Source organism: Campylobacter sp. 2018MI01, assembly GCF_018501205.1.
Taxonomy (GTDB): Bacteria; Campylobacterota; Campylobacteria; order Campylobacterales; family Campylobacteraceae; genus Campylobacter_E.
In genome coordinates this window covers 1-21,495 of the sequence record NZ_JAHCZE010000005.1, presented here as the reverse complement: position 1 = coordinate 21,495, position 21,495 = coordinate 1, and the positions used below count along the sequence as shown (strand labels likewise).

Annotated in this window: 21 protein-coding genes; 19 read left to right on the top strand and 2 right to left on the bottom strand. The window is 29.2% G+C overall.

The annotated features are described in order from the left end of the window. From typA to flgG, 8 genes are all read left to right on the top strand, one after another. Nucleotides 1–1,806 (top strand): translational GTPase TypA, encoded by a 1,806-nt coding sequence (gene typA, locus KJQ97_RS01895; protein WP_214119783.1) that lies wholly within the window; start codon nt 1–3, stop codon nt 1,804–1,806. Between the two features lie 114 nt (nt 1,807–1,920). Then, nucleotides 1,921–2,187, top strand: a complete 267-nt coding sequence (locus KJQ97_RS01890; protein WP_214116825.1) for a DUF448 domain-containing protein — start codon at nt 1,921–1,923, stop codon at nt 2,185–2,187. Continuing rightward, nucleotides 2,168–4,843 (top strand): translation initiation factor IF-2, encoded by a 2,676-nt coding sequence (gene infB, locus KJQ97_RS01885; protein ID WP_214119782.1) that lies wholly within the window; start codon nt 2,168–2,170, stop codon nt 4,841–4,843. Before KJQ97_RS01890 ends, infB begins: the two co-directional genes overlap by 20 nt. Continuing rightward, nucleotides 4,843–5,202, top strand: a complete 360-nt coding sequence (gene rbfA / locus KJQ97_RS01880) for a 30S ribosome-binding factor RbfA (RefSeq protein WP_214116821.1) — start codon at nt 4,843–4,845, stop codon at nt 5,200–5,202. Before infB ends, rbfA begins: the two co-directional genes overlap by 1 nt. Further along, nucleotides 5,203–5,619, top strand: a complete 417-nt coding sequence (locus tag KJQ97_RS01875; protein ID WP_214119781.1) for an LSm family protein — start codon at nt 5,203–5,205, stop codon at nt 5,617–5,619. 95 nt (nt 5,620–5,714) lie between these two features. Beyond that, nucleotides 5,715–6,983, top strand: a complete 1,269-nt coding sequence (locus KJQ97_RS01870) for an MFS transporter (RefSeq protein ID WP_214119780.1) — start codon at nt 5,715–5,717, stop codon at nt 6,981–6,983. Between the two features lie 100 nt (nt 6,984–7,083). After that, nucleotides 7,084–7,893, top strand: a complete 810-nt coding sequence (locus KJQ97_RS01865) for a flagellar hook-basal body protein (protein WP_214116815.1) — start codon at nt 7,084–7,086, stop codon at nt 7,891–7,893. Between the two features lie 8 nt (nt 7,894–7,901). Beyond that, nucleotides 7,902–8,690, top strand: a complete 789-nt coding sequence (flgG, locus tag KJQ97_RS01860; RefSeq protein ID WP_214116814.1) for a flagellar basal-body rod protein FlgG — start codon at nt 7,902–7,904, stop codon at nt 8,688–8,690. Between the two features lie 49 nt (nt 8,691–8,739). On the opposite strand, the gene KJQ97_RS01855 is transcribed toward flgG, so the two are convergent. Beyond that, entirely contained in the window at nt 8,740–10,020 is a 1,281-nt protein-coding gene (locus KJQ97_RS01855) for an O-acetylhomoserine aminocarboxypropyltransferase/cysteine synthase family protein (protein WP_214119779.1), read from the bottom strand. An 89-nt stretch (nt 10,021–10,109) separates the two neighbouring features. On the opposite strand from KJQ97_RS01855, the gene KJQ97_RS01850 reads away from it, so the two are divergent. The 3 genes from KJQ97_RS01850 (at nt 10,110) to KJQ97_RS01840 (ending at nt 13,792) form a co-directional block, all read left to right on the top strand. Then, nucleotides 10,110–11,036, top strand: coding sequence for a homoserine O-succinyltransferase (locus KJQ97_RS01850; protein WP_214119778.1), 927 nt, complete (start codon nt 10,110–10,112; stop codon nt 11,034–11,036). A 153-nt stretch (nt 11,037–11,189) separates the two neighbouring features. Then, nucleotides 11,190–12,680, top strand: coding sequence for a BCCT family transporter (locus KJQ97_RS01845; RefSeq protein WP_214119777.1), 1,491 nt, complete (start codon nt 11,190–11,192; stop codon nt 12,678–12,680). Then, nucleotides 12,677–13,792 (top strand): mandelate racemase/muconate lactonizing enzyme family protein, encoded by a 1,116-nt coding sequence (locus tag KJQ97_RS01840; protein WP_214119776.1) that lies wholly within the window; start codon nt 12,677–12,679, stop codon nt 13,790–13,792. Before KJQ97_RS01845 ends, KJQ97_RS01840 begins: the two co-directional genes overlap by 4 nt. Before the next feature lie 8 nt (nt 13,793–13,800). On the opposite strand, the gene KJQ97_RS01835 is transcribed toward KJQ97_RS01840, so the two are convergent. After that, on the bottom strand, nt 13,801–13,962 hold the full coding sequence (locus KJQ97_RS01835) for a hypothetical protein (protein ID WP_214116808.1): 162 nt from the start codon (nt 13,960–13,962) through the stop codon (nt 13,801–13,803). A 157-nt stretch (nt 13,963–14,119) separates the two neighbouring features. Here KJQ97_RS01835 and pyrF point away from each other — a divergent pair, with 157 nt between their 5' ends. The 8 genes from pyrF to KJQ97_RS01795 form a co-directional block, all read left to right on the top strand. Further along, on the top strand, nt 14,120–14,845 hold the full coding sequence (pyrF, locus tag KJQ97_RS01830) for an orotidine-5'-phosphate decarboxylase (RefSeq protein ID WP_214119775.1): 726 nt from the start codon (nt 14,120–14,122) through the stop codon (nt 14,843–14,845). Beyond that, complete coding sequence (pyrE, locus tag KJQ97_RS01825; protein WP_214119774.1) at nt 14,838–15,443, top strand: orotate phosphoribosyltransferase; 606 nt, start codon at nt 14,838–14,840, stop codon at nt 15,441–15,443. Before pyrF ends, pyrE begins: the two co-directional genes overlap by 8 nt. 114 nt (nt 15,444–15,557) lie before the next feature. Beyond that, nucleotides 15,558–16,022, top strand: coding sequence for a hypothetical protein (locus KJQ97_RS01820; RefSeq protein WP_214119773.1), 465 nt, complete (start codon nt 15,558–15,560; stop codon nt 16,020–16,022). A 245-nt stretch (nt 16,023–16,267) separates the two neighbouring features. After that, nucleotides 16,268–16,570 (top strand): hypothetical protein, encoded by a 303-nt coding sequence (locus KJQ97_RS01815; protein WP_214119772.1) that lies wholly within the window; start codon nt 16,268–16,270, stop codon nt 16,568–16,570. A 367-nt stretch (nt 16,571–16,937) separates the two neighbouring features. Then, complete coding sequence (ispD, locus tag KJQ97_RS01810; RefSeq protein ID WP_214119771.1) at nt 16,938–18,305, top strand: 2-C-methyl-D-erythritol 4-phosphate cytidylyltransferase; 1,368 nt, start codon at nt 16,938–16,940, stop codon at nt 18,303–18,305. Next, nucleotides 18,298–19,404 (top strand): CDP-glycerol glycerophosphotransferase family protein, encoded by a 1,107-nt coding sequence (locus KJQ97_RS01805; protein ID WP_214119770.1) that lies wholly within the window; start codon nt 18,298–18,300, stop codon nt 19,402–19,404. Before ispD ends, KJQ97_RS01805 begins: the two co-directional genes overlap by 8 nt. Further along, nucleotides 19,401–20,333, top strand: a complete 933-nt coding sequence (locus KJQ97_RS01800) for a hypothetical protein (RefSeq protein WP_214119769.1) — start codon at nt 19,401–19,403, stop codon at nt 20,331–20,333. Before KJQ97_RS01805 ends, KJQ97_RS01800 begins: the two co-directional genes overlap by 4 nt. Before the next feature lie 8 nt (nt 20,334–20,341). Further along, nucleotides 20,342–21,495: hypothetical protein (locus tag KJQ97_RS01795; protein ID WP_214119768.1), on the top strand; the 1,154-nt coding region annotated here is incomplete at its 3' end.

Genomic DNA, 21,495 nt, shown 5'->3' with positions numbered 1-21,495 from the left:
TTGAGTATTAGAAATATAGCAGTAATCGCACACGTTGATCATGGTAAGACTACAATGGTTGATCAGTTATTAAAACAATCAGGAACATTTAGCGAAAGAGACCAAGTTGATGAACGCGTTATGGATAGTAATGATATTGAAAAAGAGCGTGGAATTACAATTCTTTCAAAAAACACAGCAATTAATTATAAAGGCACAAAAATTAACATAATTGATACTCCAGGCCACGCAGATTTTGGTGGAGAAGTTGAGCGTGTTTTAAAGATGATTGATGGGGTTTTATTAATCGTTGATGCTCAAGAAGGTGTTATGCCACAAACTAAATTCGTTGTTAAAAAAGCATTAGCATTAGGTCTTAGACCAATAGTTGTGGTAAATAAAATAGATAAAGCTGCAGCTGAACCTGATAGAGTAATTAATGAAGTATTTGACCTTTTTGCTGCACTTGATGCAACTGATGAGCAATTAGATTTCCCTGTAATTTATGCAATTGGAAAAGAAGGTATTGCAAAAAATGAATTAGATGATGATAGTAAGGATATGCAACCTTTATTTGACAAGATAATTGAGCATGTTCCAGCACCAAGTGGTAGTAATGAAAATCCTTTACAATTACAAGTATTTACATTAGGTTATGATAACTTCGTTGGTAAAATTGGAATTGCTAGAATTTTTAATGGAACAATTTCAAAAAATCAAAATGTAATGTTAGCTAAGGCCGATGGGACAAAACACACAGGAAGAATTTCAAAACTAATTGGATTTTTAGGTTTAGAAAAAATGGATATTGATAATGCTAGCACAGGAGATATCGTAGCAATTGCAGGTTTTGATGCTTTAGATGTTGGAGATAGCGTAGTTGATCCTAGCAATCCTATGCCACTTGACCCACTGCATATAGAAGAACCTACTTTAAGCGTTGTATTTAGCGTAAATGATGGACCTTTAGCAGGAACTGAAGGAAAGCATGTTACAAGTAATAAAATTGCTGAAAGATTAGAAAGCGAAATGAAGACAAATATCGCTATGAAATATGAAAATATTGGCGAAGGTAAGTTTAAAGTAAGTGGTCGTGGTGAATTACAAATTACGATTTTAGCTGAAAATATGAGAAGAGAAGGTTTTGAGTTTTGTCTTGGACGCCCTGAAGTTATCGTAAAAATTGAAAATGGAGTTAAAACAGAGCCTTTTGAAAATCTAGTTATTGATGTTCCTGATGAGTTTAGTGGAACGGTTATTGAAAAGCTTGGAAGAAGAAGAGCTGAGATGAAAAGTATGGTTCCAACAGGAGATGGACAAACTAGACTTGAGTTTGAAATTCCTGCTCGTGGGCTAATTGGATTTAGAAGTCAGTTTTTAACAGATACAAAAGGTGAAGGTATAATGAATCATAGTTTTATGGAATTTAGACCTTTTGTTGGTAGTGTTGAAAAACGCCAAAATGGAGCATTAGTGAGTATGGAAAATGGTGTTGCATTAGCTTATTCATTATGGAATCTTCAAGATAGGGGTGTTTTATTTATAGACCCTCAAGCAAAAACTTATGTTGGTATGATTATAGGCGAGCATAGCCGTCCGAATGACCTTGATGTAAATCCTATAAAAGGTAAAAACCTAACCAATGTTCGTGCTAGTGGTAGTGATGATGCTATTAAATTAGTTCCACCTAGAAAACCTACTTTAGAGCGTGCTATGGAGTGGATTGAAGAAGATGAATTAGTAGAAGTAACTCCAATTAATATTCGTATTAGAAAGCGTTATTTAGACCCAACTCTAAGACGCCGTATGGAAAAATCTAAATCTTAATTTTTATTCTTTCTATTCTAAATCTTTTAAAGAATTTAGAATAGAAAATTAAAATGTTTGAAAATAAAGCTTTTAAGACTTCTGTTAAGCAAAAACAATTAAAATTAAAAGATTATGAAAAAAGCAAAACCTATTAGAATGTGTATTATTTGCAAGATTAGAAAAAATCAAACTGATTTAAAGCGTTTTCAAGTGTCTTTAAATGAAGTTTTATTTCAATTTAATAGCGGTAGAAGTATGTATTTATGTGATGAATGCCTTAAAAAAGATGATAGTGATTTTTTAAAGTCTTTGCAAAAAGTTATAAAAATTAATATAGATAAAAAAGAACTTGCTAGTAAATTAAAAGAAAGGTTTTTAAATGGCGAATATAAAAATTAGTGAAATAGCAGCGGAATTAGGTTATCAAAATAAAGAAACTTTAGAAAAAATTAATGAATTAGGATTTGATTATAAATCACCTCAAAAAGCTGTAAGTGAAGATGTAGCAGCAGCAATATATGAGTATTTAAAAAATGGAACAATTCAACAAATTTTAAAAGATGAAGTTGCAAAATCAAGTAAAAGTGCCAAAAAATCTAGTACAAAATCAACTACTTCTAAAACAACAAAAAGTAAAACTGAAAAAGCTGAAAAAAGTACAAAGACTGAAAAGATTGAAAAAACAAAAAAAACTGAAAGCAAACAAAAAGAAATTCTTAAAGAAGAAACCAAAGAAGATAAACAAGAAACTAAAGAAGAAAAAATAGTAGAAGAAAAAATCACTAAGGTAGAAGTTAAAGAAGAAATGAAAAGCAAAGAAATAGCAAAAGAAGAATTAGTGCAAGAAGAACCTGTAAGTCTTGCAAGAAGTGGGCTTGAAAAACGCCGTGGCTTAGTAATTATTAAGAAGAAAAATGCAGCAAAGGAAGAAGTTAAAGAAGAGGTTAAGCCTAAAGCTCAATCAAAAGAGCCCGTATCGTTTGCTTCAATATTTAGCACAGATGAAAGCTTAAAAAAGAAAAAAGCTAAAAAAATAGTTCCAGCAGCAAGAAAAGAAAGTTCATCTAAGATGGATTTTGATACTAATTTTGCAGAGATTAATGATGATGAAGATGATGTTGTGGTTATGCCTGATTTTTCATTTAATGAAAGAAAAGAAGATATTGAAAAGCCTGCAAAGGCACAAACTTCATTAAGAAGTGCATTTAATAACCAAATCAATCAATTTACGAATACTTCAATAGCAAGGTCTCGCCGTAAAAAATCAAAAGCATATAAAAAAGAACAAAGTAGCGAAGAAATTACAAGTATTAAAATTCCTAAAGAAATAAGACTTTATGAATTAGCAGAGAAGTTAGGTAAAAAAGATAGTGAATTAATTTCAAAATTATTTATGCAAGGAATGATGACTACTAAAAATGATTTCTTAGATGAAGAAACTATTGAGATTTTAGGACTTGAGTTTGGAATTGAAATAAGCTTTTTTGATGAGACTGCACAATTTGATTATGTTGCTGATTATGAAGAAAATCAAGAAGAATTAAAAGATATTAAAGTTCCTGTTGTAACAATTATGGGTCATGTTGATCATGGTAAGACAAGTTTGCTTGATTATATTAGAAATAGTCGTGTAGCAAGTGGCGAAGCAGGTGGAATTACTCAGCACGTTGGTGCTTATATGGTTAATAAAAATGGTAAAAATATAACCTTTATTGATACTCCAGGTCACGAAGCATTTTCAGCTATGAGAGCTAGAGGTGCAAGTGTTACTGATATAGTAATTATCGTTGTAGCTGCTGATGATGGTGTAAAACCACAAACAAAAGAAGCAATTTCGCATGCAAAAGCAGCGGGTGTTCCAATCATCATCGCTGTTAATAAAATAGATAAAGAAGCAGCAAATCCTGATAGAGTTAAAACTCAATTAGCAGAGCTTGATATTATGCCAACTGAGTGGGGTGGAAGTCATGAATTCGTTCATATTAGTGCTTTAAAGGGAACTGGAATTGAAGATTTACTTGAAATTATCTTATTACAAGCTGAAATTTTAGAGCTTAAAGCAAATAAGAATACAGCTGCAAAAGCAAATATAGTTGAAAGTTCTTTACAAAAAGGTCGTGGTGTAGTAACTACTGTGATTATGGAAAATGGAACGCTAAGAGTAGGAGATACCGTTGTAGCAGGCATTGCTTATGGTAGGGTAAAAAGCATTACAGATAGCAAAGGTAACGCATTAAAAGAGATTTTACCAGGCGAGTGCGGTGTAATTATGGGTCTTAATGAAATTCCTGATGCAGGTGAGACATTAATTAGTGTTGCGACTGATAAAGAAGCAAGAGATTACGCACAAAAACGCCACGAATATTTAAGACAAAAAGAATTAAGCAAATCAACAAAAGTAAGCCTTGATGAATTAAGTGCAAAAATTAAAGAAGGGAATTTAAAATCATTACCTGTTATTTTAAAAGCCGATGTAGGTGGAACATTAGAAGCTATTAGAGGAAGTCTTGAAAAGCTTTCAAATGATGAGGTAAAAGTTGATATTGTTTTAGGTGGTGTTGGTGGAATATCTCAAGGAGATATTGCTTTAGCACAAGCTAGCGGTGGTGTTATAGTTGGCTTTAATGTTCGTCCAACAGGGGATATTAAGGAAAAAGCAAAAGAAGCTAAGGTTGAGATTAAAACATATAATGTAATTTACAATCTAATTGATGAAATTAAGGCTATTTTAGGTGGTTTAATGAGTCCTATTATTAGCGAAGAGCAACTAGGACAAGCTGAAATTAGACAAGTAATCAATGTGCCAAAAGTAGGACAAATAGCAGGATGTATGGTAACTGATGGAAGTATAGTAAGAGGGGCTAAAATCCGTGTTATTCGTGAAGGTGTTGTAGTGTTTGAAGGAGAGATTAGTTCACTTAAACGCTTTAAAGACGACGCTAGAGAAGTTAGCAAAGGTTATGAATGTGGTGTTGGTATCGTTGGATTTAACGATATGAGAGAAGGCGATTTTATAGAAAGTTATAAAGAAGTTCAAAGTAAGGCTAGTTTATAATGAATGATAAAGCACAAATAAAACGCCTAAGAACACAAAGTTTGTTAAAGGAATTAGTAGGAGAAGCTTTAGCAAACTTAGATGATCCTTTATTAAGCGGTCTATTAGTAAATGATGTAGATTGCAAAAAGGGTCGTTATGATGCTTTTATATATTTAGATAAAATGTCGCTTACAAAAGATGAACAAAATTTAGTTCTTTCTAAGCTAAAAAGAGTTAGTAAAGTATTGCAAGCTCATTGCTTAGGAGCGCTTGGTATGTATAGATGTCCAAATTTTCATTTTAGGTTTGACGATAGTTTAGATAAAATTAATAGAATAGAAGAATTATTTAAGCAAATTAATAAGGAAAAGAAATAAATGGAGCTAGAGAATTTAGCTAAACAGCTTAATTTAGTGATTTATGATACTGAATTAGCAAAAGAAGGCAATAACTTTATTTATAGAATTTTCATCTTAAAAGATGGAGAAAATAAATCAGTTAGCCTTGATGATTGCGAGCAATTTAGTAGATTGATTTCTCCTATACTTGATTTAAATCCACCTACAGATGAAAAATACTTTTTAGAAGTAAGCTCTCCTGGACTTGAAAGAAAGCTTACTAAAATAGAGCATTTCAAACTTAGTATAGGTGAGATATTAAAAATCAAAACTAAAGAAAAAGAAGAAATTATCTTAAAATTACTTAGTGCTGATGATGAAAAAATTACTTTAGAAGATGGCACAATTTTAAACTACGCAGATATTAAATCTACAAAAACTTATATCTATTGGTAAGGCAAAGCCTTACCTATATACTCTTACTCAAATTAATAATCATTAACAAAATCAAAATTAGAAATAAAAAAAACAAAGAAATTTAAAGGAATTTAATGAAAACTATTACAAAAAAAGATACAAAAACCTTAGCATTAAGTGCATTAGGTGGGACATTAGAATTTTATGATTTTATTATATTTGCATTATTTACTCCGTATTTTACACATCATTTTTTTCCAAAAGAGCTTGATGAGAGTATAAAATTATTAAATACTTATGGAGCTTTTGCTGCAGGGTATTTAGCTCGTCCATTAGGTGGAGTTATAATGGCACATTTTGGCGATAAGTTTGGTAGGAAAAATATGTTTTTATTAAGCATTATTTTAATGGTAATTCCTACATTTATTTTTGCGATTATGCCTACTTATGAGCAAATTGGCTATTTTGCTATTGCTATTTTATTAGCTATTAGATTAGTTCAAGGCGTTGCTATTGGAGGAGAGTTACCTGGTGCTTGGGCTTTTATATATGAGCATAGTCCTGATAATAAAAAGGCATTATTTTTAGGAGTTTTAACTAGTGGGGTTTGTGGTGGTATTACTTTAGGAGCTTTAAGTGCGTTATTGCTTCAACTAAATTTCACAGAAGATGAAATAAAAGATTATGCGTATAGAATTCCTTTCTTAATCGGTGGTATTTTTGGTCTAATTAGCATTTATCTTAGAAGATTTTTGCAAGAAACTCCTATTTTTAAGCAACTTCAAGCTGAAAAGCAATTAAGCGATTTTCCTATAAAATCAGTCATTAAAGATTATAAAATGGAAATAATTTTATCAATGTTTTTAACTATTGTTCTTACTGCTTGTGTTTTAGTATTTTTAATAATGATGCCTAATTTTATGAAAGGTATTTTAAATATTAATCCTGCTTTAAATACTAGCTTACAAATTATTGCTAGTGTTAGTATGATGATTGGACTTGTTGTTTGCGGGGCATTGGCTGATAGATTTAAAGCTAGTTTAGTTTGCAAAATTTTTGCTATTTTATTAGTTTTTACTAGCACTATGTATTTTTATTCTTTATATGTTTTAAAGGATTTTACTTTAACTTGTATATTTTATTTTGCTTCGGCGTTTTTTGGTGGTATTGTTAATTTTACATCATTATTTATGTGTAGGCTTTATAAGGCTAGTATTAGATATACAGGCATAGGATTTTCTTATAATTTAGCTTATGCAATAGCAGGATTTTTAACTCCAATTATCGTAGTTCAATCACACGGAAAATTTGATATTGGTAGTGGATATTACATTATTTTCATATGTTTAATTGCTTTTTTAAATTCTGTATTTTTTGACAAAATTATGAAAAATAAAAAATAAAGAATTTGATTTTAAGATAAACTCTAAAAATTTTTAGAAGTTTATCTTATTTTGGAATAAGTTTTGCTTTTATCAAAATATAAAATATTTAAGGAAAGTTATGCAAAACGGATTTTATCAAGCTACAGGAGCAATGGTTACTCAACTAAATCGCTTAAATGTTATCTCTAATAATTTAGCTAATGTAAATACAGCAGGTTATAAAAGAGATAATGTAGTAATTGCTGATTTTAAAAGGCTTTATGATGAAGAAATGCAAAATATGCCAATTGATAATCATACAAAACAAGCTGCAAAATATATAAATCAAACCATAAATAGAGTTCCTAATATTGATATAGAATACACAGATTTTAGCGTAGGTGCAATCCGTCCGACCAACAATCCTTTAGATATTGCAATCAAAAGAAGTGATTGTTTTTTTATGGTTCGCTCATCAGATGGTAGTGTGAAATTTAGCAAAAATGGAGCATTTAGCCTAGATGAAGATGGCTTTATAGTTACAAAAAATGGAGATAGATTATTAAGCTCAAATTATTTTGAAGACCCTGCAAATGATGGCATTCAAGTAGGAGATAATCAAAGATTAACTATTGATTCAGATGGAAATGTCTATTTAGATGGTGAAGTAGCAAATAGGATTTTTGTAGCTAGGATGGATGATACAAGGGATTTAGAAAAGATAGGAGATAATCTTTATAAACTAGATGATTTAACTAAAATGCAAGATTTTGAGGGTTCAAATGCACTTGCGAGTGGGTTTTTAGAAATGAGTAATGTAAATGCCGTTAATGAAATGGTAGGTCTTATAGAAACTCATCGTTTAGTTGAAATGTATCAAAAAGTAATGACTAGCCATATGGATGAGCTAAATAGCGACGCAATAAATAAATTAGCAAATGTTAAATAGGAGTAAAAATGCTTAGGTCTTTATATACAGCAGCAACAGGAATGATAGCACAGCAAACACAAATTGATACAACATCTCATAATATTGCCAATGTAAATACTATGGGATACAAAAAAAATAGAGCAGAATTTGCTGATTTAATGTATCAAGTAATGGAATACGCAGGCACTAGCACAAGCACAACAACTCAAAGTCCAACAGGTATTGAAGTAGGTCTTGGAGTTCGCCCAACAGCAATTACAAAGCAATTTACACAAGGATATTTCAAAGAAACAGGCAATCAATTAGATATGGTAATAGCCGGTAATGGTTTTTTCCAAGTTCAGCTACCTGATGGCACTACGGCATATACAAGAAATGGTGCTTTTAAGCTAGATAGCGAAGGAACTATCGTAAATAGTGATGGATATAGATTAATCCCTGAAATTACAATTCCTGAAGATGCAGTTGCTATTGGGATAGGAACTGATGGGGTTGTAAGTGTAATTCAAGCGGGTAATCCTGAAGCAGTGCAACTAGGTCAAATTGAATTAGCAAACTTCATAAATCCTAGTGGCTTACACGCATTAGGGGATAATAATTTCCTTGAAACTAGTGCTAGTGGAGCAGTTGTAGTTGGCACTGGCGGGACTAATGGTTTTGGTCAAATTAAGCAAAACTTCGTAGAGATGAGTAACGTGCAATTAGTAGAAGAAATGACTGATTTAATCACAGGTCAAAGAGCTTATGAAGCAAACTCTAAAGCAATCACTACAAGTGATGAAATGCTATCAATCGTAAATGGACTTAAAAGATAAATAATATAGATTGAAATTCTTATAATTTTATAAGAATTTCAAATACGAATTACTTAAAAGTAACCTCTAATGCTTGTTTAATATCAGCTATTAAATCATCAGCATTTTCAATACCAACAGAAAGCCTTACAAGACCTTCGCTAACTCCAGCTTTTATTAATTCAGCTTCATTTAATTGTCTATGAGTATGACTTGCAGGGTGTAAAATACAGCTTCTTGCATCAGCTACATGAGTTGCTATCATTATTAATTTTAAGCTATCTAAAAACTTAACTGCCTTAGCTTTATTTGCTTTTAATGTAAAGCTAATAACCCCACAAACCCCATTAGGCATATATTCTAAAGCTAGATTATAATAAGGACTGCTTTTTAGCATAGGGCAATTTACGCTTTCAATATATTCATTATTTTCTAAAAATTCTGCAATTTTTTTCGCATTTTCGCAGTGTTTTGCCATTCTTAAAGGTAGGCTTTCAATATGAGTTGATAGCATATATGCACTAGTTGCAGGTAAGCAAGCACCTATATCTCTCATTAATTGAACAATCATTTTTACAATATACGCTAATTTGCCAAATTTTTGCGTATAGATTAATCCGTGATATGACTCATCAGGGGTATTAAAATCTGCAAATTTTTTAGGATACTTACTCCAATCAAAATTACCACTATCAAGCACAATCCCAGCAATCACACTTGAATGCCCATCAAGATATTTAGTGGCTGAATGAATAACAATATCAGCTCCGTGTTTTATAGGCTGGCAATTAATAGGAGTTGCAAAAGTATTATCAATTACTAATGGAATTTCATTTTCGTGAGCAATATTTGCAAATCTTTTAATATCAAGCACTACTAAAGCAGGATTTGATACGCTTTCAGCGTAAATTAATTTTGTGTTTTCTTTAATAGCTGCTCTTATTTCATCATCTGTGCTATTTGCGCTAATAAAGGTGCAATCAATTCCAAATTTTTTAAGCGTTACGCCTATTAGATTTATACTTCCACCATAAATCTCATTTACGCAAACTAAATGATCTCCTGCTTTACAAATATTTGTAATTGCGAAAAATATAGCCGCTTGTCCGCTAGAAGTTAGCACTCCAGCAATTGCTCCTTCTAATTTAGCAATTTTACTAGCTACATAATCATTTGTAGGATTTGCTACTCTTGAGTAAAAATATCCACTTTCTTCTAAGTCAAATAATTTTCCCATAAATTCACAAGAATCGTATTTGTAAGTAGTTGATTGAATGATTGGCACTTGCCTACTTTCGCCATTTTTTGGTTCATAACCTGCGTGAATACATAAAGTATCTTGTTTTAACATTTTCTCTCCTTTAAAAAAATATTAGTTTAACTTTATTTTAAGTCTTTAGCAAGTAAAAAATGGCAAAATTAGTTAAAAAAGGAGAAAAAATGCCTGTTAATATAAAAACTAACCTTCCAGCAAAAGCTTTACTAGAAAATGAAAATATTTTCGTAATGGATGAAGCAAGAGCAAATTCTCAAGATATTCGTCCATTAGAGCTTGTGATTTTAAACCTTATGCCAATAAAAGAAGAAACTGAATTAGAATTACTTAGAATGCTTTCTAATACGCCTTTGCAAGTGAAAATCACGCTTTTAAGAATAGCAAGTCACGAGAGCAAAAACACTTGTCAAAGCCACTTAAACGAGCATTATTTGGTATTTGATGAGATAAAGCATAAAAAATTTGATGGAATGATAATAACAGGAGCTCCGCTAGAACAATATGAATTTAGCGAAATAACTTATTATGATGAATTAGTTAGTATTTTAGAATGGAGCAAAAGCAATGTTTTTAGCACTCTTCATATATGCTATGGTGCGATGTTTGGGCTAAATTATCATTACAATATTGCAAAAATTCCTTTAAAAAAGAAATTAAGCGGAGTGTTTTATCACGATGTAATTGATAGTAAAGATGAGATTTTAAGGGGAATTGATGATGTGTTTTTAGCTCCACATTCAAGGCATTCAGGAATTGATGAATTAGCCTTAGCAAATCATAAATCTTTAGTGATTTTAGCTAAAAGCGATTTAGCAGGAAGCTATTTGATAAGAAGTTCTGATAGAAGACAAGTGTTTGTCCTAGGTCATCCTGAATACTCTCGCACTACTTTAGATAATGAGTATAAAAGAGATATTAAAAACGGCTTAGATGTTGATATTCCTTATAATTATTATAAAGATGATAATCCAAACAATCCCCCAAAACTTACTTGGAGAGCTCACGCAAATTGTGTTTATATCAACTGGCTAAATTATTATGTATATCAAACTACACCTTTTGAATTAGACAAACTTAATTCAATTAATTAATTTAAATTCCCATTATTTAATTGGGAATTTAAAACTATAAAAATTAATCTACTCTACTTAAGCATAAGCTAAACTAATAAATGTAATAATGAAAACTCATTTTATTTTAAGGAGTTCTTATGCAAAAGCATAATGATTTAGACCTTTCTACTTATGGGGGGGGGCAGAAGTGATTATTTCTTAATTATCATTTCTATAATTGCAGTTGGGCTTGTAATTTTAGCATTGCTATTAAATCCAGAAAGCTCACTTAAGGTTGCAAATTCTTTATTTGCTAAACTAACTTCTACTTTCGGTTCATTTATTCAGCTTTTTGAGTTTATTTGTGTTTTAATTATTTCCTACATAGCTTTTTCAAAATATGGCTTAATTAGACTTGGAGTTAAACAAAATCCGTATTCAAATATTGCTTGGATTTTTATGTTTATTTGTGCGGGGCTTGGTTCGGCTACTATGTATTGGGCTTTTATGGAATGGGCTTATTATTACACAGGACCTGGTCTTAATATTGCAGCTAATTCGCCAGAAGCTTTAAGATATTCAACATCATTTGTGTATTTTCATTGGGGCATTACTCCTTGGGCAGTTTATGCACTAACTTCAATTGCTATGTGTTGGCATTTTTATGTGAAAAAACACCCTGATTTAAAATTATCAGCACTTTTAGCAAATATTTTAGGAATTAAGAAAAACGCTATTTTAGATAAGATAATTGATGTGATATTTTTGTTTTCTACTTTTGGTGGTTTAGTGCTTACAACTACCGTTTCAGTAGTTACAATTAGTAGCGGTTTAGCAGGTATTTTTGGTATTGAAAATGGCTTTTTTATAAAATTTATTATTTTAGCCATAGTTACTGCAATGTTTTCAATCTCAAGTTTTGCAGGACTTAGCTCGGGTATGCAAAAATTAGCAAAAATATCTTGTATTTTGTGTTTTGTATTTGCTGTGCTTGTTTTATTGCTTGGAAATAGTATTTTTATAATTGATAATATGATTAATAGTATAGGATTATTTTTAAGCAATTATGTTCATATGAGTTTATTTAATGACGCTACTGGCACAAGTAGTTTTAATCAAGACTGGACTGTTTTTTATTGGCTTTATTGGATTACTTATACACCTGCTGTTAGTATATTTGTAACGAAAATTTCTGAAGGTAGAACTATAAGACAAGTTGTATTTGGACTTGTTTTAGGTGGTTGTGTGGGAACTTGGTTTTTCTTTGGTTGTCTTACAGGTTTTGCTATTGATACTTTTATTCAAGGAATAGTTGATGTTCCAAAATTTTTAAGCACAGGTGCAGGAGAAGCAGGTGTTTTAGCAATCATTCAACAACTTCCTTTAGGAAATGCTTTTGCTTTATTTTATTTTGTATTAATGTTAGTTTTTTTAGCATCTCATATGGATGCAACTGCTTTTACAATTTCAGCAGTAAGCACAAAAATTAATAGTGAAAATCCATCAAAATATTTAAAAGTTTTTTGGTGCATAATGTTAGGGCTTATACCACTTGCAATGCTTTATATAAAAGCTGATTTAAACACACTTAAAATGGCAGTTGTTTTAACAGCAGCACCTTTTTTAATAATTTTAGGACTTGCTGCCTATGGACTTATAAAATGGATAAAGGAGTATAAATGAAAATTACTAAAGTTGAGCCTATTTGGCTAAGAGTTAAAAAATTTAATGAGCCTTGCGAATGGGGAGAAGATGCGTTTATTTTAAAAATCCACACTGATACAGGGCTTTTTGGAGTAGGAGAGAGCGATAGCGCTCCTGCTGTGCTTAAAGCTATGTTTATTCAGCCTAGCACTCACGGAAGTTGTATGAGTTTAAGTGAGGTTTTACTAGGGCAAGACCCAAGAAATATAAGTAAAATTATGGATGATTTATTTGAAGCAAGTGCTTATTATGGTAGGCGTGGGGCTTTAATTCACGCACTTAGTGCTATTGATATAGCTTTGCATGATTTAGTTGGTAAGATTTATGGAGTTAGCGTTGCAACGCTTTTAGGTGGAGCAAGACGCGATTATCTAAACGCTTATGCAACTTTTATTCCTGATAGAAATATTGAAATAACAGCAAAAAGAGCTTTAGAGCTTAAAAATGAAGGTTTTAAATTACTTAAATTTGGCGGAGATGGCTTTGGTGCTAAAGCTCAGTTTGATATAGATACAACAAGAGCTATTAGAAAAGCTATTGGAGATGATATTAAGCTTAGCATTGATTTAGTAGGTCTTTGGAAAAACTACGGCTATGCAAAAGAAAGATTTAAAGATTTTGTTGAGTTTAATTTAGAATGGATTGAAGAGCCAGTGCCAAGCGAGAATATGGATTGCTATGCAAGATTAAGTGAGAATTTACCTTGTAAAATAACTGGTGGAGAAGCTCTTGCTACTGAATATGAATTTGATGAGTTTTGCAAAAAATCTCGTGTAGCTATCGTGCAACCTGATTTAACTAGATGCGGTGGATTTATAACTATGAAAAAAATTGAAAATATTGCTATTAATAATGGTTGCGAATTAGTCCCACATGGCTTTAGCACGCAGATTTTACTTCACGCAACAGCTCAATTTTTAGCATCTTCTAAAACTTGTAATTTGATAGAATATTCAAAAAGCACAAGCTCATTATTTAATATTTGTAATCCTTTACCTTGTGAAGATGGAGTGGTAAAAATAAGTGATTGTGTAGGTTTAGGTATTACATTAAATGAAGAAATTATTAAAAAATACGAAATAAAATTCTAGCCTTTTGGCTAGATTTTTTTAACTCCGCTTTCATTCATATAATTTATGAAATCTTGTCTTAATTCTTCTTCTTTTTGTTTTATTTTTGCTAGTTCTAATTCTTGCTCTTTTTTCTTTTCATTTTCTTTTATATCTGTTTTGATTTGCTTTAATGAGTCTAAAAAGTCCATTTTTTCTCCTTTTGATTTTTGTATTATATTATTTAAATAATGTAATAAATAACTTTTAAAAATACAAATTCAATATGTTTTATTTAATAAATTTTTGCATAATGCTAAGTCGTAAAGAGTTAAAAAGAGATAATTTTATTAAATCAAAGGAGATAATTTGAAAACCATAATCGCATTAGATTTTGACACCTTAGAGCAAAGCCGTGAATTTGTATCAAAACTATCAGCAAAAAATCTTGAAAACTATGCAAAAGAGCATAATTTAAAATTAATTATGCCTTATTTAAAAGTCGGTATGTGGCAATACTACACAGCTGGAAATGACTTTTTAAAAGAGCTAAAAGACTTAGGTTTTAATATATTTTTAGATTTAAAATTAATTGATATCCCAAATACTATTTATAATGCTACTAAGACACTTTTAAAAAATGATATTGATATTTTAAGCCTTCATTCTTTTGCAGGCGAGCAAGCTTTAAAGGCTGCTGTTAATGCTAAAAATGAATTAGGTAGCAAGTGTGAGTTATTCGGAATTTCTGTATTAACTTCGTTTGAAGAAGAAGAATTTAAAAATGATTTAGGCTTTAATGGAAGTATTAATGATTGCGTAAAACAACGCTGTTTAATCAGCAAAAAAGCAGGTCTTGATGGTATAGTAAGTAGTGCTTATGAAGCAAAATTTGCTAAATATTTAGGACTTAAGGCTCTTACGCCTGGCATTAGATTTTTAGGCAATGATGCAAATGACCAAGCAAGGGTTGCTACGCCAAAATTTGCTATAGAAAACAATATTGATTATATTGTAGCTGGTAGAATGATTACAAAGAGTTCTAATCCTATTAGAGCTTATTTTCAATGTATAAAAGGAGAAGAAAATGAATAAAGAAGTTGCAAGTGAAGTTGTAAAAATATTAAAAGATTGTGAAGCAATATTTATTAATACTAAAGAGTTTTTCACATATTCAAGTGGTATTAAAAGCCCTATATATTGTGATAATCGTGTGTTAATTAGCTATCCAAAAGAGCGTAAAATCATAGCAAATCATTTAGCGAATTTGATTAAAGAAAAAGTAGGAGATGTTGATTACATAGCAGCAACTGCTACTGGAGCTATTGCTCACGGAGCTTGGGTGGCTGATATATTAAACAAACCATTAGTATATATATTATCAAAAAACAAAACCCACGGAAGAGCAAAGATGATTGAAGGAAGCTTTAAGCACGGAAGCACTTGCGTTGTGCTAGAAGATTTAATCTCAAGTGGCGGTTCAAGTATTGCTGCTGTTGGTGCTGCTAGGTCTCACGGATTAGATGTAAAAGGTGTGTTTTCAATATTTAGCTATGAATTAAATCAAGCTAAGAAAAATTATGAGAGTATTGATTGCCCTGCTTATTCGCTTAGTGGATTTTCTGCATTTAGTGGATTTTTAAGCGATGAAGAAGTAAAAGTTCTAAACGAATGGCGTGACGCTCAAGAATAAAATAATTTTAATTTCAAATTCCGATTTTGGAATTTGAATATCTTCAGACCTTCTTTACTTTACAAAAAATAATTTTTATAATATTTACTTAATAATTAAAATTAAGGAGAAATAATGGCTTTTAAGAACGCAGTAGTTACAAAAGAACTTGATGAAAAATACAAAATGACAGATATTTTTTGCAATTATACAGATAGCTTATACTATAAACAAAATCATATGTTGCCTGATGAGAAAAGAATAGTAATAGATGAAGAATTAGATTGTTTTATAATACAAGCTTATAATTTTTTAGACCCTGAATTAGAGCGTGCAAGACTTAGTAAAGGCTTGTGGGTTTTATATTATAAAGGTAATTTGATTGAAGTTATACTTGATTATGATTTTGATATAACAATAGATGGTGTTTTATACGATAAAGTTTGGAGTATTTTTGATATTAAAAACAATGAATTATTAAGTGAAAAAGAAGTTATAAATCTTCTTAAAGAAATATTAGATGTTTATAATCTTTCTGGTGCTTGGGAAACAATTGACGGCTATAAAGTTTATGTAAGAGATGAAATAATAAAAGAATAAATATTTTAAATCCTAATTCAAATTCTTTAAAAATTGTGGAATTTGAAGTAGGAATTTGGTTTAAAAAAAGGTAAGCAAATGGCTTTTAAAAATGCAATTATTGGCGATAATTAGATAAAAAATACTCACTTTCTTATATTTACGGAGAACATACTGATGATTGGTGTGGCAGACAATGTCATAAATTTCCTTATGATTGGTATATTGTAATAGATGAAGAATTAGACTGTTGGTTTATGAATTGTATGTATTTTGATGACCCAGAACTAGACCATGCAAAACTTAATAAATCTTTGTGGATTTTATATTATAAAGGCGAGCATATAAGGATAATTTTAGATTATGATATTAGTCAAGAGATTGATAATGTAGTTTATGACAAAGTCTATAAAATACTTTCTATAAGAGATAATAAAACATTAAATGAAAAAGAAATAATAGCTTTATTAAAAGAAATATTAGTTGTTTATAAATGGGACGGAAGCTTAGATGAAAAAGAAGAATGCACAATTTATGTAAGAGAAGGAATATTTGAAGAGCTTTTGTAGTGTAAAGATTATATTTTAAAGCTAATTCCTATTTTAAATTCCGCGAATTTTTAAAGGAATTTGAAATAGGAATTTAAAAGTATTTTTAACTAGAAAATAATAAATATTGATTTTTGTTCAAATATTGAAATCTTTTATTTTCAAATAAAAAAATATAAATATTTATTCTCATTTAATCACAATAAATAATTTAATATTGTCAATGGGGGGGGGTAATCCACATTATTTTATTTCAAAAATAAAACTCGCAAAATTTAATGATAAAGATTTAACAAATAGTTATGTTTTTTATTTAATAACAGACAAAAACCTTTATTAGAAGTTTAAAAAATATTGAAAATAAAAGATTTCAAGTTAAAGGTAAGGAATGAGAAAAAATATTGCAGTTATTTTAGCAGGTGGTAGTGGGAGTAGGTTTGGCCTTGATTATCCTAAGCAATTTGTAAAATTAGCAGGTAAAACAATTATAGAGCATACAATAGAAATTTTTGAAAAGCATAAGCAAATTGATGAGATTTGTATTGTATGTAAAAAAGAATATATTAACAAAATTGAAGAATTAAGTATCAAAAATCAATTTAAAAAAATTAAAAAAATCATAGCAGGTGGAAAAGAGAGAAAAGACTCATCATATAATGCAATTGTATCTTATAGTGATTTAGATGTTAATTTGATTTTTCATGACGCTGTAAGGCCATTTTGTTCTAGTGAAATTATAACAAATGTTATAAAGGCTTTGAAAAATTATAATGCAATAGATGTAGCTATTAGCGCATCAGATACTATTATACAAACACAAAATGAGTTTATAAAATCAATCCCAAATCGAAGCGATTTAATGCAAGGACAAACACCGCAAGCTTTTAGATTGCAAACTATAAAACAAGCTCATGAATTAGCAAATATTGATAAAGATTTTATCTTTACTGATGATTGCGGAATAATAAAGAAGTTTTTGCCTGATGAAAAAATATTAGTAGTAAAAGGCGATGTTAAAAATATCAAAATCACTTATCAACAAGACTTACTCTTTGCTGATAAGATATTTCAATTAAATACCCAAAATATTAGTAGTGAAAATAGTTGTCTTGAAAAGTTAGAAGATAAAGTTATTATGATTTTTGGTGGCTCATCAGGTATTGGCAAAGAAATATCAACGCTTGCTAAATCTTATAAAGCTAATGTAAAAGTATTTTCAAGAAGTACAACAAATACAAATATCGCAAACATTAATGATGTTAAAAAAGCATTTTTAGATACTTATAATGAATTTGGAAAAATTGATTATGTTGTTAATTCAGCAGCTATTTTGATTAAATCTGCCTTAAATCATACCGATTTTGAAGATGTTAAAACGATAATTGATACTAATTATTTAGGTGCTATTAATATTTGTAAGATTGCTTATGAATATTTATATAAAACTAAAGGCTCTATTCTTAATTTTACATCAAGCTCTTATACAAGAGGTAGGTCAAATTATGCCTTATATTCAAGCTCAAAAGCTGCTATTGTAAATCTTACTCAAGCTTTAAGTGAAGAATATATTTTAGATAATATTAAAATAAATTGCATAAACCCACAAAGAACACTAACTCCTATGAGAATAAGAGCTTTTGGCAAGGAAGACCCTGCTACTTTATTAGATGCAAAACATGTAGCAAAAATTTCTTTAGATACTTTAATAAGCGAACTAACCGGCCTAATTGTTGATATTGGGGTAAAAAATGCTTAAAAGATTATTTAAAAAATTAAAAAAAATTGAACAAAAAGAAATAGTAAATAATTATAAAGAACCTAGTATCTTTAAAGATTTTGAATTTGCTGTTTTTTCTGGAGAAGTAGGGGAGAATGCCTTTTCTCATATTAATATTTGGTATAAAGAATTTGAAAAATCAAATATGAATTTTTTAATCCTTTTAAGCAATGAAGAAGCTTTTGTAATGCTTAAAGCATCGTATCCTTTGGCTAATTTTATTTTACTTGATAATAAAAGTAAAATAGATGATTTTTTCACTCGTTATACTACACTTAAGGCGATTTTTTATATTTCTAATACTGGCAATATTGCTAATTTTTTATATCAAACTCATTTAAAGCATATTTTTATAGGGCACGGAGATAGTGATAAAAGCTCAAGTGCTCATAAATTTTTTAGAGTTTATGATGAGATTTGGGTAGCTGGTGATGCTCATATTGATAGGATTAAAAATGCTAGATTTAATCTAAACGGCTTAGAGTTTAAAAAAGTAGGACAACCTGCAATGTTAGAAATACTAGAGAAAAAAGTCATTATAAAAGATAAGAAACTTTTATATCTTCCTACTTGGGAAGGGTATTTGCTAGAGCAAGATTATTCTTCTTTAGCACATATTCAAGATATTATTTCTTGTATAGATTTTAAAATATCAATAAAATTACACCCTTTAACGGGTAATAAAAATAAAAATTATCAAAACATAGAAGAAAAGATACAAAATGCTAATGTAATAGATAGAAAAATCAAATTAAGTGATGTTATAAATGATTACAATTATTTTATTTGCGATATTTCATCAGTTATTACAAGTGTTTTAGCGCTTGATTGCCCTATATTTTTATACATGCCAAAAGATAAAGTTATCAAAATAGCAAAATCAAATATGCATTATTGTGAGTATTGCTATGTATTTTCTAATTTAGAAGAATTTAAAATCGTATTTAGAAGAGTTGTAAATGGCGATGATTATTTAAAGACTAATAGGCAAAAAGCAATTGAGTATATTCTAAATATCAAAGATACTTTAAACAATACTTTTATAAAAGAACTTCATAATTTAAGGGGTATAAAATGATACTTTTAGCAACTTGTGAAAATGAAAAATTAGGCTTTAATCATATAAATTATTTTTTAAATGATTTTAAATCAACAAAAATAGATTTTGCTATTTTAGTAAGAAATGAAAAATTACTCAAAAAGCTCAATTCTTTAAATTTAGAAACTAAAATTTTTTATACCAAAAGTGCTGAAAATATAGAAGAATTGTTTAATGGTTTAAAAAATTTAAAGGCTATTTTTTATATGAGTAATAGCTCTAAAAACATTCATTTATTAAGATATAACGAATACAAGCATATTTTCATAGGTTCAAAATATTCTAAAAGAGATTCAAAAGTTACTAATATGTTAAAAGCTTATGATGAATTATGGCTTCAATCTCGTGCAGAGTATAATAAACTAGCAGTTAATTTACCTTTAGATAAAATGCAAATTTCTTTAGTTGGTAAAATAGGTGCAAAAGAGTATTTAAGTAAAAAAACTAAAGATAAAAGCTTGTATATTTTCTCTAGCTTTGATGATGTGCAAATGAAAGTATTAAGATATGCACTAAAATCAAATGATACGATAGTTATTAAAGATAATGAAAATAATTATTTTACTTTTGCTGAATTACAAGATTATTTAAAATCAAACAACTTAGAATGTAAATTAGATACAAGTATTCAAGCGCAATATATAAAAGAAGCTAACAAAATTATTTGCGATGAAGCTAGTTTTAATGAAGATTTTTTGATAAATAACGCTCAAGTCATTGTTTATTACAAGAATAATGATAATAAATTAAATGATTTGTTAAAACATTTGCAATTTTATAAAACATATGATGAATTTTTAAGCATTGATAATAATGATAAGGTTGCTTTAGGTAATTTCGTAGAGTATTACTTAGGAAAAAGCTTTTTGCTAAATGATATTTTTTGTAATAAATTAAAAAAGATTTAGGAATTATTATGAATGTAGTATTACTTTCAGGTTCAAACGGAGTTAGGAAAAATAGTTTAAATGATGGAATTATTGATGCATTAGCTAAGTACGATAAGGCTAATAAAACAAAATCAAATTTTTATAATTATTCTTTAGGTGCAAGCACTTCAAATCAAAGATTATATGAACTATATAAAAATTATGAGATTATAAAAAATTGTGATTTAATTATTCTTGATTGTTTTTTAAATGATGCTGAGCATGGAGCAGATATGCCACTTGATTACTGCCATCGTGATATTGCTATGTTTTATGAAAATATTAGTAAATTAAAAATAAAAATTATTAATTTATTTATCGTTTTAGCAAGAGATTTTGAGCATGTTAAGATTGCTTATAATATGCATAAATATTATTCAAATCTTTACAATATAAGCACTTATGATATGCACGAAGACTTTATAAAATATGATTTAATGAGATTTTGTAAAGCAACAGATCCACTTCATCCAATGCGTGCAATTTTGTATGAAATAGGCAAAAATATAATTAAAAATTATGATAATTTTAAAGTTCCAATCGAGCAAAATACAAAAATTACAAATTTTAAGTGTGTTTTAGCAAAGGACTTAGCTAATAAAAATCAATTAATTAAGTATAAAAATTCATTTTTTGAAGAAGAATGTATAAGAATAGATAAATCTAATTTTATTAGTTTAAGTGCTTTTAAGGGTTGGTATTTGCTAGGAATTCAAATATGGAATTATGATTTTAAAAAAGAAAGTGAAATCTCGTATGTAAAAGTAAAGAATAAAACTCAAGAAATCATCCGTGGTCAATGGTCGCAAAATGCTTATAAGACTTTTTACAATACTTTTTTAATTGATGAAAATAGTGGGATTTTTATAGAAGATGAAAAATCAGAAAATCAAACAGATTCACAAATAAGAAAAGCAAAAAAAGAAGGCTGCAAGCGTGTATTTTATAGCGATATCATAGGTATATTTTTATGCGATAATTTTATTTTAGAAGATTTAAAAAAACTAAAAAAGCAGTTTAGTAAAGAGCAAAAAGAATTAATGTTTAAGATAGATTTATTGCCAAATATTAATTTTATTCAAAATCTTTTAAGCGAATATTCATCGTTTTATGAAAATAAATTATTAGCTTTAAATAATAA

Coding starts and splice junctions, on each gene's coding strand:
- KJQ97_RS01875 (WP_214119781.1), top strand. CDS start 5,203: ATGGAGCTAGAGAATTTAGCTAAACAGCTTAATTTAGTGATTTATGAT.
- KJQ97_RS01800 (WP_214119769.1), top strand. CDS start 19,401: ATGATACTTTTAGCAACTTGTGAAAATGAAAAATTAGGCTTTAATCAT.
- KJQ97_RS01870 (WP_214119780.1), top strand. CDS start 5,715: ATGAAAACTATTACAAAAAAAGATACAAAAACCTTAGCATTAAGTGCA.
- flgG (WP_214116814.1), top strand. CDS start 7,902: ATGCTTAGGTCTTTATATACAGCAGCAACAGGAATGATAGCACAGCAA.
- KJQ97_RS01845 (WP_214119777.1), top strand. CDS start 11,190: ATGGGGGGGGGCAGAAGTGATTATTTCTTAATTATCATTTCTATAATT.
- infB (WP_214119782.1), top strand. CDS start 2,168: ATGGCGAATATAAAAATTAGTGAAATAGCAGCGGAATTAGGTTATCAA.
- KJQ97_RS01805 (WP_214119770.1), top strand. CDS start 18,298: ATGCTTAAAAGATTATTTAAAAAATTAAAAAAAATTGAACAAAAAGAA.
- KJQ97_RS01850 (WP_214119778.1), top strand. CDS start 10,110: ATGCCTGTTAATATAAAAACTAACCTTCCAGCAAAAGCTTTACTAGAA.
- KJQ97_RS01855 (WP_214119779.1), bottom strand. CDS start 10,020: ATGTTAAAACAAGATACTTTATGTATTCACGCAGGTTATGAACCAAAA.
- KJQ97_RS01820 (WP_214119773.1), top strand. CDS start 15,558: ATGGCTTTTAAGAACGCAGTAGTTACAAAAGAACTTGATGAAAAATAC.
- KJQ97_RS01815 (WP_214119772.1), top strand. CDS start 16,268: ATGTATTTTGATGACCCAGAACTAGACCATGCAAAACTTAATAAATCT.
- ispD (WP_214119771.1), top strand. CDS start 16,938: ATGAGAAAAAATATTGCAGTTATTTTAGCAGGTGGTAGTGGGAGTAGG.
- KJQ97_RS01840 (WP_214119776.1), top strand. CDS start 12,677: ATGAAAATTACTAAAGTTGAGCCTATTTGGCTAAGAGTTAAAAAATTT.
- KJQ97_RS01890 (WP_214116825.1), top strand. CDS start 1,921: ATGAAAAAAGCAAAACCTATTAGAATGTGTATTATTTGCAAGATTAGA.
- rbfA (WP_214116821.1), top strand. CDS start 4,843: ATGAATGATAAAGCACAAATAAAACGCCTAAGAACACAAAGTTTGTTA.
- pyrE (WP_214119774.1), top strand. CDS start 14,838: ATGAATAAAGAAGTTGCAAGTGAAGTTGTAAAAATATTAAAAGATTGT.
- KJQ97_RS01835 (WP_214116808.1), bottom strand. CDS start 13,962: ATGGACTTTTTAGACTCATTAAAGCAAATCAAAACAGATATAAAAGAA.
- KJQ97_RS01865 (WP_214116815.1), top strand. CDS start 7,084: ATGCAAAACGGATTTTATCAAGCTACAGGAGCAATGGTTACTCAACTA.